The sequence below is a fragment of the Eubacterium callanderi genome, from assembly GCF_900142645.1.
GTDB classification, from domain to species: domain Bacteria; phylum Bacillota; class Clostridia; order Eubacteriales; family Eubacteriaceae; genus Eubacterium; species Eubacterium callanderi.
In genome coordinates, this window is record NZ_FRBP01000001.1 from 254,978 (window position 1) to 271,091 (window position 16,114).

At 50.3% G+C, this 16,114-nt stretch carries 14 protein-coding genes; 3 read left to right on the top strand and 11 right to left on the bottom strand.

Translation table 11 applies throughout. The features are described 5' to 3' along the window. Positions 1 to 145 precede the first annotated feature (145 nt). The 3 genes from BUC22_RS01245 to BUC22_RS01255 all read right to left on the bottom strand — a co-directional run bounded on the left by BUC22_RS01245 (position 146) and on the right by BUC22_RS01255 (position 2,524). Positions 146 to 985, bottom strand: a complete 840-nt coding sequence (locus tag BUC22_RS01245) for a GTP pyrophosphokinase (protein ID WP_013381965.1) — start codon at positions 983 to 985, stop codon at positions 146 to 148. Positions 986 to 1,064: 79 nt separating this feature from the next. Beyond that, on the bottom strand, positions 1,065 to 2,033 hold the full coding sequence (gene mnmL / locus BUC22_RS01250; protein ID WP_073381925.1) for a tRNA modification radical SAM protein MnmL/YtqA: 969 nt from the start codon (positions 2,031 to 2,033) through the stop codon (positions 1,065 to 1,067). Positions 2,034 to 2,113: 80 nt separating this feature from the next. After that, positions 2,114 to 2,524, bottom strand: a complete 411-nt coding sequence (locus BUC22_RS01255; protein WP_013381967.1) for a hypothetical protein — start codon at positions 2,522 to 2,524, stop codon at positions 2,114 to 2,116. 436 nt (positions 2,525 to 2,960) lie between these two features. Here BUC22_RS01255 and BUC22_RS01265 point away from each other — a divergent pair, with 436 nt between their 5' ends. Beyond that, the gene (locus BUC22_RS01265; protein ID WP_227930054.1) at positions 2,961 to 3,737 is read left to right on the top strand and encodes a PP2C family protein-serine/threonine phosphatase; all 777 of its coding nucleotides are present in this window, start codon (positions 2,961 to 2,963) and stop codon (positions 3,735 to 3,737) included. A 132-nt stretch (positions 3,738 to 3,869) separates the two neighbouring features. After that, complete coding sequence (locus BUC22_RS01270) at positions 3,870 to 5,027, top strand: MGDG synthase family glycosyltransferase (protein ID WP_073381930.1); 1,158 nt, start codon at positions 3,870 to 3,872, stop codon at positions 5,025 to 5,027. A gap of 40 nt (positions 5,028 to 5,067) precedes the next feature. On the opposite strand, the gene BUC22_RS01275 is transcribed toward BUC22_RS01270, so the two are convergent. From BUC22_RS01275 to BUC22_RS01310, 8 genes are all read right to left on the bottom strand, one after another. Further along, the gene (locus BUC22_RS01275) at positions 5,068 to 8,343 is read right to left on the bottom strand and encodes a PAS domain-containing hybrid sensor histidine kinase/response regulator (RefSeq protein ID WP_083591067.1); all 3,276 of its coding nucleotides are present in this window, start codon (positions 8,341 to 8,343) and stop codon (positions 5,068 to 5,070) included. A gap of 79 nt (positions 8,344 to 8,422) precedes the next feature. Further along, positions 8,423 to 8,812: a winged helix-turn-helix domain-containing protein gene (locus tag BUC22_RS01280; RefSeq protein WP_073381933.1), complete on the bottom strand. Its 390-nt coding sequence runs from the start codon at positions 8,810 to 8,812 to the stop codon at positions 8,423 to 8,425. Between the two features lie 131 nt (positions 8,813 to 8,943). Then, positions 8,944 to 9,888, bottom strand: a complete 945-nt coding sequence (locus tag BUC22_RS01285; protein ID WP_227930052.1) for a DMT family transporter — start codon at positions 9,886 to 9,888, stop codon at positions 8,944 to 8,946. 6 nt (positions 9,889 to 9,894) lie between these two features. Continuing rightward, complete coding sequence (locus tag BUC22_RS01290) at positions 9,895 to 11,334, bottom strand: trimethylamine methyltransferase family protein (RefSeq protein WP_073381936.1); 1,440 nt, start codon at positions 11,332 to 11,334, stop codon at positions 9,895 to 9,897. An 11-nt stretch (positions 11,335 to 11,345) separates the two neighbouring features. Further along, entirely contained in the window at positions 11,346 to 11,972 is a 627-nt protein-coding gene (locus tag BUC22_RS01295) for a cobalamin B12-binding domain-containing protein (RefSeq protein WP_073381938.1), read from the bottom strand. A 29-nt stretch (positions 11,973 to 12,001) separates the two neighbouring features. Beyond that, positions 12,002 to 12,799: a dihydropteroate synthase gene (locus tag BUC22_RS01300; RefSeq protein WP_073381940.1), complete on the bottom strand. Its 798-nt coding sequence runs from the start codon at positions 12,797 to 12,799 to the stop codon at positions 12,002 to 12,004. 145 nt (positions 12,800 to 12,944) lie between these two features. Further along, positions 12,945 to 13,592: a corrinoid protein gene (locus BUC22_RS01305; RefSeq protein ID WP_013381977.1), complete on the bottom strand. Its 648-nt coding sequence runs from the start codon at positions 13,590 to 13,592 to the stop codon at positions 12,945 to 12,947. Positions 13,593 to 13,627: 35 nt separating this feature from the next. Then, the gene (locus BUC22_RS01310) at positions 13,628 to 14,890 is read right to left on the bottom strand and encodes a PocR ligand-binding domain-containing protein (RefSeq protein WP_073381942.1); all 1,263 of its coding nucleotides are present in this window, start codon (positions 14,888 to 14,890) and stop codon (positions 13,628 to 13,630) included. Between the two features lie 349 nt (positions 14,891 to 15,239). Here BUC22_RS01310 and BUC22_RS01315 point away from each other — a divergent pair, with 349 nt between their 5' ends. Beyond that, a complete protein-coding gene (locus BUC22_RS01315) occupies positions 15,240 to 16,112 on the top strand; it encodes a DMT family transporter (RefSeq protein WP_013381980.1) in 873 nt (290 codons plus the stop codon). Positions 16,113 to 16,114: the final 2 nt, after the last annotated feature.

Genomic DNA, 16,114 nt, shown 5'->3' on the forward strand with positions numbered 1-16,114 from the left:
CGAAGAAACAAAGCGTTAAGGAGAGGCCTGTTAAGTTAAAAGTTGATAGTGGAGTTATGGTACAAACTGCCACTGGCAGATTTGATTTCTAAATCACTTTTACGTTAACAAAAGCGTTCATAAACTATCAACTGTCAACTATTTTTCAGTCTTCTTCCTTAATCCGGCTGATTTCGGATTCCAGTTCTTTTTTGAGGAGGATCAGCTGGATCAGGTCTTCCTGCTCAGAGAGATCCTCAAAATCGCGCTCGTAGGCTACTGCCTTGTCGGCCTGGTCAAGCTTGTATAAATTGTCGATATTGTCGAGAATGCTGTTAACCGTGCTGGACTTCATCTTGAACAGCTTCTGGGCCTGCTGGATCTCGTCGCGGATGGCGGACATTTCCTGGTCCAGACCAATGACAGAATCAGCGGTATTGTGAAGCCGGGCCTTAAGGGCTTCTGGCAGCTTTTCCTTGTATTTATAGCTGAGGGAGTGCTCGATGATAGACCAGAAATTCATGGCCAGTGTGCGGATCTGGATTTCCGCATATATTTCTCTGTAGCCAAGAGCACAGAAAACCGGGTAGCGGATGATCAGATGATAGCTCTGGTAGCCGCTCTCCTTGGGCGTTCCACAGCCCGATTGCAGGCTGGACTGGTCCTCCCCCTCCATATAGTTTTTAACATCCACAATGCGCAGATCTTTTCCATCGCGCTCATGGATAATATCGACCACCTCGTAGATATCCTCCACAAACTGGCAGATGATGCGGATACCGGCAATGTCTTTAATGTTTGTCTCGAGATCTTCGACGTCAAAGCCGTATTTATTGATTTTTTCAAGAATGCTTGAAACGGTTTTCACCCTGCCTCGAACCGACTCGATGGGGGAATTCTCTCCCAGTGTCATCGATTGGTTTTTCAGGCTGTTAAATTTCAGGACCAGCTCATCCACTGCCTGTCTGTATGGAATGAGAAACTCCTGCCAGTATTGTGTACTCAATACAATCACCTCTGGTTTCACAACTTCATAACAGACTGCCGGAAAACGAATTTCCTGACAGTCTGTTATCTAATCTATTTTACAATAACGGGCCCCATTTTGCACGTATTATTTCCTGTTTTTCATGAAAATTTTTTCCCTGCCACAGGCCCTCATAGCGCATGCGTTCCTCCAGGCTCTCTTTGATCTTCCACCAGCTGGTGTTCCAGTTGGTGATGACGCTGTCCGCCTCCGGTGCCCGGCCAATTATGCGCTGAACGACTATATCCGGCCGCAGATGCGTAAGGAACAAAAGACACCGCTCAATGTATTCTTCCTTGGGAAAAAGGCTGATTTCACCCTTTAAATACATCTCTGCGAGGACAGTGCCCTTCTCCACATACAGCGCGTGGCATTTGACAAAATCTGACCCAGCGGCAGAGACCACGCCAGCGGTTTCCACAACATCGTCCCTGTCGTCCCAGGGCAGGTCCAAAATCACATGGGTACAGAGCTGAAGCCCATGGTTTTTGACAGCTACAGCCGCCTCGATATAGTCGGACAGGCTGTGACCCCGGTTCAATATTTTAAGGGTTTTATAGTTGGCGGTCTGCAGGCCAAGCTCAATGGATACGTCCAGCTGCTTTTCCTGCTGGAAGCGGCTTAAGAAATCCAGCTGCTCGCTGCTCAGACAGTCGGGTCTTGTGGAGATGGCCACACCAGCAATACCCTCTCCATCACCCACTGCCTCACGCACCCAGCGCTCAAGCTGGAATGCGCTGCAGTAGGTATTGGTAAAGCTTTGAAAGTAGGGAATAAATAATTTGGCCTTATAGCGCTTTGCGATGTAGGCCCGGTTTTTTTCCACCTGCTCGGCCACGCTCAGGGTATCCGACAGGGTTTCATTGCCGCCGCCCTTGGCGCCGCAGTAAATACAGCCACCCTTTCCTGCAGTGCCATCGCGGTTTGGGCAGGAAACCGGCACGTTGACAGGTAGCTTATAAACCTTGCTGCCATAACGTTCTCTGAGCCATTGTGAATAAACCCTGTAAAGCGATTGCTCTTCCATGGTAGTTCCTCCAATTTTTGACAAAATAAAAAAGACGCCCGCAGTTTTACCAGCAAATCCTGGGAGCGCCTTCTCATTTCTTACAGATAATTTTTCACGCAATCTGGAACTGTGCTCTCTTCGCAGCTCAGGCTAAGCACAAATTTGATATCCTGTTTTTTCTGGATTTTGTCCAGTTTTTCAAGGATTCCGGAAATATCTTCCGGACCATCTGCATCAAGAATTCTCAGTAAATTATCGATATAAACAACATCGACGTCATAATTTCCGGCGATTACTCCACTGATAAAACCGTAAAGCTCATCTTCCCCTTTAATTTCAAAATCTTCGGAATTAATAAAACGAATTTTGGTATCAACAGTCACTCTGTATTTGTCTCTGTCGTTGATGAACAGGATATCGCCTTTTGCAGAACCAACCTCAGCATTGGCCATATCGATCATTTTTTTAGTCTTTCCGCTTCCCTTTGCTCCATATACAAATTCAATCATTTAAGACACCTACTTTCTATGTTGTTATTAACATTATACAGGTGAAAACGATAAAATACAATCCCTTTTCTCCATATTTTAATTATATTATTTTCACAAATAAGAGAAAATATTTTACCACATCTCCACTTTAATTTTCTCACATTAATCTTAATCTGAGCTTGCAAATGTTTATGATACCGAAAACTTTTTCTTCTGTCAACCTTTTGGCGCAAATTCTTTTTATGGCTAGCTTTTTTATCCATAAAAAAGAAAACCAGAAAACGAACGATCTTCCTTTTCTTTCAAAAATGGTAAGGTGCTACTTTTTTATTAAAAAACAGCGTTTCATCTCTAAAATCCCACCTTATAAAAGAAATTTATCATTAATTATGTTTTAAAGGTGCATAAAGTATGCTATAATCCATCTATAAGTATGAAAAGTGAGGTCAGAAATTTGGAATCCATTAAAGAGTACAGTGAGCTAGTGAGTCTTTTCGATAAACAACTGCAATTTGCCCAGAATATCCAAAAGAAAATCATTCCGCAACCCAGTGAGTTTGTATCGGATACGTATCACCTTTACGCGATGCTCAAGCCTTTCCGCAAAGTCGGCGGCGATTTTTACGATTTCCACAATCTGGATGAAGACAAGATCAGCCTGATTCTGGCCGACGCTACCGGACATGGCATCGACGCGGCCATGATCACCAGCATGGTCAAGCTGATTTATTCCTATGCCATGGAAAACGAGCTGGTGCGTGAGCACCCCAGTATGCTCATGCAGCGCATGGAGCGCGACATCGAAAAACAGCTGACATCCACCTATTTCAGTGCCTTTGCGCTGGTTCTGGATCCTGGTGCCAATGCACTCCGCTACGCAAACGCCGGCCATCCCTCGGCAATTCTGGTAGGCGATGACATCACACTGCTCAAACCAAGCCTGCCCCTTGTCGGGTTGCACCAGCTCATGTCCAGCATTAACTATCAGGACATCACGGTTCCGTTTAAAAACGGCGATAAGTTTATCATCTTTACTGACGGGCTCATCGATGCGCAGAATACCAGCAATGAGCTTTTTTCCATGGAGCGCCTGACCGAGATTGTAAAAAAGCATATGACCCATCCCATCAACACCATCTGCCAGGAAATCCTGAAAGAGTACAACCTGTTTACCGAGGGCACCGACGATATGGACGACGTTTGCCTGCTGGGTATCGAGTATGACGACTGAGTATTTCTGACGAAATTCTGAACAAATATTAACAATTTATGACGATTCGCTGTTTCTAATGGAACTCTAATAAAAGCCAGCTAGAATAGACTTAACCGAAACGTAAGACTATGAAGAAGGAGGCGGAATCAGATGAATCGCAGCAAAAAAGTTTTAATCCTGACCTGTTCCCACGGATCAGGCCACAAAATGGTGTCCGCAGCCCTTAAGGACGCCTTTGAACAGAAGGGCTGCACCGCTGTTGTTCGTGATCTGTTCAATGAGACCAACCGGCTCGTCAATACCATTATCGAAAAATCCTATCTCCTTTCCTATAATATCGGCAGCACCTTTTACAAAAAAATGTACTACGATATGGAAAGGGATGCTCACAGCAAATTCATATACAGACTCTGGACACTGACCGAAAAAACTCTGCTGGACATGGTGGAAGATATCCACCCCGACTGCATTGTCAACACTTATCCCTATACGGTTTCTTCCATACTGAAGCAGGCTCATTATCCGGACATCCCGGTTTACACAGTGGTCACAGACTTCTGCATACCGGCTGCCTGGCAGCATGAGGACACCGACAAATTTTACGTTGCCTGTCAGAATGTGGAGGATCATCTGATGGACTACGGTATTCCCGCAGAACGCATTTTAAAGACCGGTATTCCGATCCGGGAAGCCTTTTACGGCCACTACGACCGTCACCGGCTCCAGGAAAAATACCACCTGGACCCGGACAAGCGCACCCTGATCATCTGCGCCGGCACCTACGGCGTGGTCAAAAACCTCAAAGCAATCTGCGAGAAGGCCGACAGCCTGCATAACCTCCAGACCATTGTGGTCTGCGGAAAAAACAAATCCCTTTATAAGGAGCTGTCTGCAGCCTCCTTCAAAAACACACAGATTTTCGGCTTTGTCTCAGACATTCACGAGCTCTACTGCTGCGGTGATTTTATGATGACCAAGCCTGGCGGTATTACCCTGAGTGAAGCGGTAACGACCCGCATGCCGCTGATCCTGCACAACCCGGTACCGGGCCAGGAGGGCGAAAACGCCGAATGGTTTAAGAAATGCGGCGCGGCCATCATTACCCACACCACCACAGAGCTCCTCGTCGCCATTGAGGCCTTAAAGGACAATGAAGTCAAGCAGTACGCCATGAAGAGTGCCCTGCGTAAGATGTATTATGGCCACTCAGCCGAACGCATTGTCGATGATATTCTGGAACAGCTGCCATTTTCCGAGCCGGCATTGCCCTTTGAAGAAAACATGCTTTTCCTTTTAAAAGAAAATTAAAAACGGAAGGTCTGGATCCTCATTCCAGCCTTCCATTTTTTTATGAAAACTTTTTAAGCTCTTCAAAAAGCTTGTTGATATCAATGGGCTTGACCAGGTAGCCATTCATGCCAGCCTTTATAGCCAGACGGCGGTCCTCCTCAAAGGCGTTGGCCGTCATGGCAATGATGGGCACTGTTTTGGCGTCACTGCGGTCCAGCTCCCGGATCGCCCTTGTAGCGCTAAGTCCATCCATTACCGGCATCCGGATATCCATCAGCACCGCGTGGTAAAAATCCAGAGGCCGGTCTGCAAATTTGTCAACCGCCTCCTGACCGTTTTCTGCGGTGTCCACGCACACGCCCTGCATTTCCATCAGCGTTTTAGCGATTTCAAGATTCAACTCATTATCCTCCACCAGCAGCACTTGGAGTCCGTCCAGGCTGGAGACCGACTGCCGCTGCTCTCTGCGCTCATGGGGCTCAATGTTGAGGTGCAGGAGGGTGTCATAGATCACTGACTGGAACAGCGGCTTGGAGATAAAGTTATTGGCGCCTGCCTGTCGTGCTTCCTCCTCAATATCGCTCCAGTCATAGGCGGAAATGATGATAATGGTTGTGTCCGGCCCAACAATCTTCCGAATCTGGCGGGTGGTCTCGACGCCGTCCATATCCGGCATCAGCCAGTCGATCATAGCCACGTCGTAGGTACAGCCCGCCTCCATCATCTTTTGTACCTCATCGAGGGCCCGGGCGCCGGAATCGACCCAGACCGGCGAGATACCAATATTCGACATAATGGCAGCCGTCTGCTCGCCGATCATGGCGTCATCGTCTACTACCAGCACTCGGATATCCTTCAGGGCATCTTCAGTCATACGGCGCCGTTTTTCTTCCTCGGTGTCGTAGACTGGCTCCAGAGGCACACTCAGCTCAAAGGTGGTGCCGCAGTTCTTTTCGCTGGTCACCGCAATGGTGCCGCCCATGAGCTGGATAATGTTATAGACAATGGACAGCCCCAGCCCGGTGCCGATCTTGTTTCGGGCTGTTCCAGGGTTCTCCTGCTCAAAGGGCTGGTAAATCTTCTTCATAAATTCCTCAGACATTCCAATGCCTGTATCGCTCACGCTGAGCCCAAGGTACGCCAGCCCATTTTCACGCTTCAGCTCCCGAATATCCACAGTAATCCTGCCGCCGGGTGTTGTGAACTTCACAGCGTTGGAGAGCAGGTTCATCATGATCTGGTTCAGACGCAGCTCATCACCGATGTAAAAACGCTCCATGGGCTCATGATGGTGGACCACAAAGTCAATCCCACGCTCCCTGGTCTGGGGATAGATGATGGTATTGATCTCATTGATAAACTCGGAGAAATCAAACTTCCGCTTGGCTAAGACAATCTTTCCGCTCTCGATCTTTGACATGTCCAGTATGTCGTTGATCAGAGTCAGGAGATAGCGCGATGAAGAATCGATCTTTTCAAAGCAATCCCGAACACGGTTGGGCGCGCCAGCCTTAAGCTGGCCGATAGTGCTCATGCCAATGATGGCGTTCATGGGAGTGCGGATATCGTGGCTCATGCGGGATAAGAACTCTGACTTGGCCTTGTTGGCCGCCTCAGCGGAAGTCAGCGCGTCCCTCAGCAGCCTTTCCTGCCTGGCCTTTTCAGCCCGCTGCTCATCCAGCACCTTCATGAGGCCAATGACCAGCATGTCGTCACTGTAGGGATTATCAACCCGGATCACATAGAGTGAAATCCAGTGGTATTCGCCATCGTCCCCCAGCATCTGCATTTCCATATAGAGCTCACGCTCACCCTCCTCATACCGCCGCATCAGCGCTTCTCTGGAAAAGCGGTGGCCGAAGTCCTCCTGGTAAGAGGGGTACACCCTCCCCATAGTAATGTCCACCATATCGTCATAACGGCCCTTTTCGTCATATCTGACAATGTTCTTTTCCTGAATAAAACATTCATAGTTGTTCTGAGACAGATTGATGCTCATGATGAGCGGATAAGCCGTACAGATAGCTGCCCGCAGCGACCGGTTCTCAATGAGCTGCTCCTGCTCCCGTTCCATCTGGAGCATGCGTGTTTCGGTAATATCGTTGAAAACCGCTTGGATAACCTCCTCGCCGTTGCTGTTTTCAAGGCGTTCCATGGACACGCTCACAAAGCACTGCTCGCCATTTTTGCGTCGCCCCTCCCGTTCATAAAAAACACCGCCGCCGTTTTGAGAAATCTCATCAATGATTTGCCTGAATTTATTCCGCTCATCTTCGATCATAGAGATAAAGGGATCGCTTACGGTCTGCCAGTATTCTGCCTCACTGTAGCCGTAGATTTCCCAGGCCCGGCGGTTAGCATTGATGATTTTATGCTCGGGACTGGTGGTAAACTGGATGATACCGCAAGGCACAGTGTTGTAAAGCTGAGTCAGAAAATCAGCCTGGCGCTTATTCTCAATACTGGCCTGCTGGATCAGCATATCCTGTTTTTTTCGATGTGTGATGTCTGTCACCAGACAGTAAATTACCTTCTCACCGTCGCGGTCAATGACTCCCTTTCCAATATCCAGAACCCATATGACGCTGCCGTCTGACCGCCTGATTGGGTACTCAACCGAATAGGTCTCATTCTTATCCACACAGCTCTTAATATCATCATAGACCCGCGTATATGCATCTGCATCCACTGGCGCCATTGTCTCTCCGCCGATGGCTTCAACCATCTGCGCCTCGCTTTCGTAGCCATAGAGCTGGCATAGCCCGTCACTGACCCATTTGATACTGTAACCTTCGTCCAGATGGCAAATGGCCATTCCGCCCGGCAGCTGGGACATCATGAGCTCAATCTGCTGGTTCTTTTCCTGCAGCAGCTCCTGCAAATTGTCGTAGGCCTCCTTGGCGGCCCTGACCGGGAACAGCTCATCGTCCTCTATGGCCGAAAACGGGATTGAGTTGTGGATATGCATACACTTCAGCTCGCCGTCCATACGCTTGAACACAAAGGTACAGCGCTGCTGTTCCCGCATGCTGGTCCCTGAGCCCTCCACGGTCTCGATCCGGCTGACGCACTCGCAGATGTAACCGTCCTCTGAGATCTCCTCCACCACATATTCCTCTTCTGTCATAATGCAGGGGATCAAGTCACCCTGCCCCTCCCTGAAGCAGGCGGCCACCGCCTCAGCCCCCTCTGCCTTCTGCATCTCACCGCCGCCCAGCCATACGATATTGGGCGCAAAGGTGGATATTAAAAACTCAACATCACACTCACAGAAATAACGCCTGAGTATTTTATCGGCAAAGGCGATAATTTCTCTTTTTTCTTCTGTTGTCACAGGATTTCCTCTCCTTATAACAGACTGCCCATACCGGCAGACTGCCCTTTTTTCTCGATACCTTAATCAATTTTATCGATTAATCCAAAGGTCCAAAAAGCTCCTCAAAAATGCTGTCCACAGCCTCCCGGCTCCGGCGTTCGAGCTCCTGGTACTTTGCCAGAAGCGCCTCCCCCTCCGGGGTCAGACAGGCACTGCCGCCGTTCCTTCCGCCCTGCTGGCGTTTTGTCACCTTGTAGCCGAGCTCCTCCTCCATGGTGTTGATCATTTTCCAGCCCTTGCTGTAGGAGATGCCCATCTGCTCACAGGCCATCCGGACCGAATCTGTCCGCTTGATCTGCATGAGCAGCTCGGCCGGCCCCGGCCCAAAGAAAATCCGCTTTCTGGCCAACCGCAGCTTAAGGGCCGGGTGCAGCGCGGCATCATGCCCCTGCGCCTCCCGATCCACTGATTGTTCTTCCCGATTCATCCCATACCCTCCAATGGTAAAAAGATTTATTCTTTTATTATATCATGGTTTTGTGCCTTTTTGTCAAAAGCTTGGGATTTATCATAAAAAAGACACACTGAAAATTTCAGTGTGTCAGGCAATTTTTGTTTTTATTCCACATCCACTTCTTTCAAATCCGTCTCTGCCCGCATTTCACCAGCGCTCTGGTCCAGATTTTTCTGATCCTTGTTGAGAATCAGAACTGACGCGATAATGATTACGCCGCCGATAATCTGGTTAAGAGTTGGCATGGTACCGTAGAGCACCACACCTACGATGATCGTCACTATTGGCAGGAAATTCATGAACAGATTGGAAAAGGTCACGCCAATGTTTTTGATCGCGTAGATGTTCAGGAAGTAAGCAAAGGTTGAGTTGAATACGCCGAGGATCACTAAATCAAGAATCACCTCTGGCCGAACCAAATCGCCTAAGGCCACCGGATACAGAAACAGGAAGGGCAGCGTCGTCACCGCGCCCACCACAGCCTGGTAGTTCAGAACAACGGTTTTCTCATATTTGTCCGATACCTTATCAGCCAGAAAGCAGTAGATAACCCAGGAAATAATGCTCAGCAGGCAGATGGCATAGCCCATAAAATTGGTTTCTGCCAGGTCGCTGGGATTAATGCCCATGAGGATGTACACGCCCACCAGGGATACTACAACCGCCAGGATACTCAGCTTTGTCTTTTTACGCTTGAAGAAAACAAAGTCAATCATCAGTGAGAACACTGCCGCAAAGCCAAAGAGCAGCGAGGAGACCGTTGCGCCGATGTACTTAACGCTCATAACTGTAAAGACATGGAAGAAGGTACAGCCCACAAGGCCGGAGAGGATCACCATGAGGATATCCTTTTTCTCAATGCGCATGTCCATCTTTTTAAACAGGTTGTACAGTGTGAACAGCACCGTCATGATGGTAAACTGGAAGGCCACAATCACTGTGGGGTGCATGTACTTGACAATGACATCCCGCGCGATGTAGGATACGCCGTAGATGATGATGACCACGGCCATGGCAATAAAGCCAAGGTTGCGTTTACTTTTCATCATGCCACCTCATCGTTTGATGGCTTTCGCTTTTTCAAACGCGCTGTCTGCAATGGCGTCGATTTTGTCACATACGGCTGCGTCCAGCAGCGTGACGTCTTTCACCTGTTCCAGGAGCTCAACCGCCCGCTCGGCACATTTTTCAAGCATGTCTTTTCCGCCATCCTTCTGCCAGGATTTCCAGTTGCCGCGTTCAGTCAGGTCGCCGATCCACAGCTCTTTTCTGAAATTTTTGGCAGTGTGCTTGGCGTTCAAGTAGCTGCCGCCGTGTCCGGTTTTGCGGATATTGTCCAGAGCGATGCGCTTGTCGCTGAAATCCAGGCCGCGCACCAGGCGTCTGAGCTGAGACATGCATTCATTGGAGTAGGGCAGGTCTGCGTAGTCGACCACCAGATCGATATCCAGCTGCATGGACACCAGAAAATCAGTGGTGAGAGCGCCGACGGTTCCCACCATACCAGTTTCAAAGCCTGCCTGGGCGTCGAGGAGCTTGGCGTCACGCAGGTTGGTGGGCATTTTGGTCGGCAGGTCCAGATAGCGGCCCAGCTCGGCCATGATGCTCTTCATGATGGCAGTCTCTGGCGAGGACATGGACACGCTCATGGTCTGCATATCCATGCTGCGGACATAGCTGGAGTAGAGCACCGATACGCCCGGACGCACCAGCTGGGTCAGGGCGATGCCTGCCAGGGTTTCCGCGTGGGTGTGGATGATGGCGCTCTCGATGGTAATGGGCGAGGAAATCCCCAGGATACCGCCAGAGCTGATGACCGACGGCGCGTTCAGGCGGCTGGCCTCCATAAGAACATTCAGAGGATTTTCATCCAGCTTCATCGGCGGCGAGGTCAGCACCCAGAAAGAAATAAACGGGCGGTCCTCAAAGGCGATGTCGCCGCCCAGAGCCAGCTGCGCCATTTCCACAGCGTCGCGCACGCCCTCCTTGCCGACAGCCCCGCCGGTAATGTGCTTGGTGGTATTTTTAATGGTACCCGCCCAGGTATACCAGTCTGAGCTCTCCAATGGTACGTCCTGAGGTGTGATCAGGCCGCTGGCAATGCTCACATTGTCCATGATCTCGAGGAGCTTTGTCAGGTCGGTCAAATCCTGGTCAGTTGCCGGGCGCTTTTCCCTGGTGTGGGGGTCAATGACCGAGGTAGCCATGGTCATGGCTGCCAGTGAGGGCAGTGCTTCATTAACCTTGACGTCGTTCTTCGGGTCTCTGCCATAAAGGGTAAAAGCGTCCCGCTTGGGCACTGTTTTCAGGGCGTCCTCAATAATCTTTCTTGGGATTTTGACAATCTCACCCTCAACGGTGGCGCCTGCCTGCCTGAAATAATCTCTGGCTTCCTCGGCGCAAAGCTCGATGCCCATGTCCTCCAGAAGCTCCAGAGCCAGATTATGAACGTATTCCAGATCCTTATTGCTTAAATATCGTAATTCCGGTCGCATATTTTTACCCCCTATGCACTCAATAATTCTTTACAGAAAACCACCGCGGCTCCTGCGTCCTCGGCGTAGCCGTCCGCGCCGATTTCTTTTGCAAATTCATCACTGACCGGCGCGCCGCCCACGATCACTCTGGCCCCCGCTTTGCTTTCCTTCAGCACCTTCACAGTTTCACGCATGGCCGGCATAGTGGTGGTCAACAGGGCGGATATAGCAATGATGTCCGCATCCTTTCCAGCCTCCAGGAAATTCTCCGCCGCCTGGTCAATGCCAATATTCACCACCTCAAATCCAGAGCTCTCAAGCATCATGGCCACCAGATCCTTGCCGATGTCGTGCAGGTCGCCCTCCACCGTACCGATAACAATCTTGCCCAGCGTGGTCACATCACCGGCCTGGAGCTGTGGTTTCAGATGCTTTAAACCAAGCTGCATGGTCTCAGCGCACAGCAGTACCTCAGGCACATAGAGCTCTCCGCTTGCCATCAGCGGCCCTACCTGGTTCATGCCCTCGATGAGCGCGTCCGACACAATCTCCTTAGGCGATACGCCTGCTTCCACGGCCTCGTCAATCATTTCAACAATCTCTTCATCTTCCCCTTCAAGTACCAGTTCTCTGATTTTTTCAATATAGTTTTCCATGTTTTTCTCTCCCTTATTTTCCCTTATTTTTATACAAGCAGGCCCTTCCGATGGGCTTTTAAATACTTCCGGCATCCCTTATCCCGGTTCAGAAGCGCCTCACCAGCAGTGATCATGCTCATCATCCTGGCGTTCTTCGGGTCAAGCACCGCGCCGTCCAGGCCTTCAGCCATGCACATGGCCAGATAGGTCCGGTTGAGCAGTCCCCGCTCCGGTATGCCAAAGGAAATATTGCTGAGTCCGCACATAAAGTGCACCTCCGGATAACGCTCCCTGAGCGCCCGGATGGTCCGCAGCGCCACATTGCCCATATCTGCGCCGGTACTCACCGGCTGGATCAGCGGGTCAATGTAAATGTCCCCGATGGGCACACCGTCCTCTGCCAGCTGCTCGATGAGCCGGCAGCCAATGCCGATCCGTACCTCCGCATCAGGGCTGATACCGTTGGTGTCGTCGATGAGCAGCGCCACGATCCTGGCCTGGTATTCCTGCACCAGACCGATCATTTCCTGATACCGGCCCGCCTCCGCGGTGATGGAATTAATCATCGGCACCCCCTTGTGCAGTGCCAGCGCTGCCTTCAGCGCAGCCGGGTCCGGGCTGTCAATACAGCAGGGCCTGTCGACGGCCTGCTGAACCGTTTCGACCAGCCAGGGCAGCGCTGCCACCTCCTCATCAACCAGCGTGCCGCAGTTCACGTCAATGTAATCTGCCCCCAGCTCTGCCTGCGAAACCGCAAGCTCCTGAATGGCCTCCGCATTGCGCTCCCGCACAAATTCGGTGACCCCCTTCAGACTGGTGTTAATCTTTTCTCCAACAATGATCAACGAATGTTCCCCTCCCTTTTCGTAAATTATTTGATTTGTTGGTATTATAATATCACCATTTCAGAGCTTTGATTTTTGCATAATCCTGCTATCTATGGCTTGATCCTGCTATTATTTCGATTTACCTGCTTCTTAAGGGAAAATTTCAGGCAGATTTCAGCTTTTTCAGTATTTTTTCCAGTATCTCCTTGAGCTCAGAAGAGTCCGGCGTATAATAATCCGCTCCGATATCCGCGGCAAAGGCCTCAGTCACTGGCGCGCCGCCCACAAAAACAATTAGATTTTTTCGTAAATTTTCTTTTTCCAGACGCTGGATTACTGCCTTCATTTGGTTGATGGTGGTGGTGAGCAGCGCGGACATCATGAGGATCTGAGGCTTTTCCTTGAGCACTCCCTGCACAAATTTTTCCGCGGACACGTCAATGCCCAGGTCAATGATTTCCACGCCCAGGGTAGACACCACAATCTTGATGATGTTCTTTCCAATGTCGTGCAGGTCGCCCGAGACGGTGCCAATCATGACCCTGACCTGTTTATTTTTTACATCGGCCTCAAGATAAGGCTTAATGGTCTTGAGCCCGGCCTGCACTGCCCGCGTGGAGAGGATAACCTCAGGCACCAGCAGCTCGGCCTCCCGAAATTTTTCCGCCACCAGCTCAATGCCCTGAATCAGCCCGTCGTTCAGGATTTTTTCCGGCGGATAAAGCTGGGCCAACGCCTCTCTTGTCAGATCCACCACATCCCTGGTCTCGCCTTCCATTATGGCTTTGTTAATCGCTTTATAATAATCCATTGCTTACCCTCCTTTATTTTCATTTCTGTTTTTCTCTATTCAATAAAGCGGTTACGGTATTCCCTCGGGGTAACCCCCAGGTATTTTTTAAACACTTTTGAAAAATAGCCCGGCGACTTAAAGCCGCAGTGCGCAGCGATCTCCCTCAGGGTAAGCTCCCGCTTTTCCATGAGCCGAACTGAATTTTCCACGCGTACCCGTGTGATATAGTCGTTCACTGTATAGTTAAAGGTTTCCTTAAACAGATGGCTGAGGTAGGAATCGCTGAGGCCCACCTCTGCGGCGAGGTCCTCGATTCTCAGCGCCTCCCGGTAATGGGCGCCGATATACTCCCGCACGGCTTTCAGGACACTGCGGTGGGAGGTCTCGCCCAAAATAAAGATATCCTCCATAAACTCATCCACCATAGTGCTGACCCGGTCAAAGAGTACCTCCACCTCCCGGATACCAGCCGCCTCCATAAAGAGCTTCTCGTTCTGCATGACGGCGATATGGCTGTCCAGTCCTGCCTCCACAATGGCCCGGGACACCAGCGCCATAAACTCCAGCACCCTCACCTTGACCCGGTCCGGGCTGTAATTTGACAGCACGTAGATGTCGGTCAGAAAGCCAGGCAGTGCCCGGGACACTTTGTCCCGCTGGCCGGTGCGGATGGCTTGTAAAAGCATCTTCTCCTTTTTGAGATGGCGGTCGTAGTCAAAGGGGTCCTCCAGAAACTTGTTTTTCCGCTCGTCCATATGGTTCAGGATCACATTGCGCCAGGCCTCGGTTTTCAGCCGTTCATCGTACCCTCCGGCATTAGCCTTGGACAGGTAATTGAGGATGGCCTGCAGCATATCGGCTACGGACTGGCTTTTGTGAGGCGAGAGCACCTTGAGCTTTCTGGCTTTCTCACACAAAAGGCCAAAGTTTTCAATGTCCTGGTTCATCTCTTCCAGCTCCTCAATGAAAAACGCGTCAATCTCCCACAGCAGCACCTGACCGCAGATCAGGCAGCCCACGCTCTGCTCCTCCACGATGATGGGCACTGCCCACATGACTAAACCCGCGTGACACCTGAAAAAATAGGGCTCCTTCCACTTTGCAGCCTCTTGGCAGGCCTGCTGGTAGGAGGCTGTACACGCGCCGTCGTTGCAGGATCGGACATATCCGCAAAATTCACATTCCTGCAGGTTCTCAAGCTCCAGGAATACCTCGCCCTCGGGATCAATCCCTTTTAAATACAGGCCTGTGGCATTTGAAAAACATTCCAGCATATAGCGCGTATACTTTTCATCTAAAAATTCAAACCCTTTCATTTCATTCCCCTTTGCGCTGTAATCGTTACGCCCATTATACCAGAAATTTCATAAAAAAACCGGAGACGCAGTATTTTACATCCCCGGCCCCTTATTCTACCATCTCCAAATATATAGCCATTGTTATGGCAGGGCAGCACATTAAGCCCCCACCCTTTGGCCAGGGCCGCCAGATCGCCAATCCACCTGTAAAATTTTTACATTCTGTAAACCGCCTTCTATGACTTACTGCGCCAGTATAGAGGCATAAAAAACGACTTTCACAGTTTGGGATTGACAAAAGCCCTGGTCGCCGATACAATGGTCAAAGCGAATCATTATTTTTCTGCCGAATAGCAAAGGAGGCCCCATGAACAAACAAAAGCTGCTCTTTGCCCTGGCCATGCTTATTTTTGGGAGTATCGGCCTCTTTGTCCGTACCCTGCCCTTCACCTCAAGCCAGATCGCTCTGGCCCGGGGACTCATCGGGAGCGCCTTTCTTTTTGCGTCCAGTTTCATTCTTAAAAAGGGGCTTTCCTTTAAACGTATCCAAAGTAACCTTAAAGTTTTGCTCCCATTAGGCATCATGCTTGGCTTTAACTGGATCCTGCTTTTCCAGGCCTACCGGTACACCAGCATCGCCAACGCCACTGTCAGTTATTACTGCGCTCCGGTCATTGTCATGCTGCTGACGCCTGTGGTATTTAAAGAGTCCCTGACCCGTACAAATGTGCTCTGTATCTTCGCTGCCATGGCTGGTATGGTCTGCATATCCGGCGCGGGCGGCACACTGGATCGTCAGAACCTGATCGGCATTGCCTACGGCTTTGGCGGCGCTGTCTTTTACGCGGCCATTGTCCTGACCAACAAATTTTTAAAGGATATCTCGGATTTTGAAAGCGCCTTTACCCAGCTGTTTATCGCAGCTCTGGCGCTTCTGCCCTATGTTCTGCTCACGGACGGCATCCGTCTCACAGGGGCCTCAGCAGTTACTGTTATGCTGCTGATTCTTGTGGGCGTGGTGCATACTGGCTTCAGCTATCTTCTGTACTTTGCCTCCCTGCCCCGGCTGGATAGCCGTACTATCGCCACTTTCAGCTATATCGATCCCATCTCCGCTATTTTGCTTTCAAGCCTCTTCCTCGCCGAGCCTATGACCCTGATACAGGCTGCTGGGGCTGTGCTCATATTGGGCGCGACTCTGGTAAACGAGCTGATAGGCATGCGAAACGCCAGAGCCTGACT

Excerpts from the sequence above, each read along its gene's own strand:
- BUC22_RS01270 (WP_073381930.1), top strand. The coding sequence starts at position 3,870 with ATGAATCGCAGCAAAAAAGTTTTAATCCTGACCTGTTCCCACGGATCA.
- BUC22_RS01305 (WP_013381977.1), bottom strand. The coding sequence starts at position 13,592 with ATGGATTATTATAAAGCGATTAACAAAGCCATAATGGAAGGCGAGACC.
- BUC22_RS01280 (WP_073381933.1), bottom strand. The coding sequence starts at position 8,812 with ATGAATCGGGAAGAACAATCAGTGGATCGGGAGGCGCAGGGGCATGAT.
- BUC22_RS01295 (WP_073381938.1), bottom strand. The coding sequence starts at position 11,972 with ATGGAAAACTATATTGAAAAAATCAGAGAACTGGTACTTGAAGGGGAA.
- BUC22_RS01310 (WP_073381942.1), bottom strand. The coding sequence starts at position 14,890 with ATGAAAGGGTTTGAATTTTTAGATGAAAAGTATACGCGCTATATGCTG.
- BUC22_RS01315 (WP_013381980.1), top strand. The coding sequence starts at position 15,240 with ATGAACAAACAAAAGCTGCTCTTTGCCCTGGCCATGCTTATTTTTGGG.
- mnmL (WP_073381925.1), bottom strand. The coding sequence starts at position 2,033 with ATGGAAGAGCAATCGCTTTACAGGGTTTATTCACAATGGCTCAGAGAA.
- BUC22_RS01290 (WP_073381936.1), bottom strand. The coding sequence starts at position 11,334 with ATGCGACCGGAATTACGATATTTAAGCAATAAGGATCTGGAATACGTT.
- BUC22_RS01285 (WP_227930052.1), bottom strand. The coding sequence starts at position 9,888 with ATGATGAAAAGTAAACGCAACCTTGGCTTTATTGCCATGGCCGTGGTC.
- BUC22_RS01255 (WP_013381967.1), bottom strand. The coding sequence starts at position 2,524 with ATGATTGAATTTGTATATGGAGCAAAGGGAAGCGGAAAGACTAAAAAA.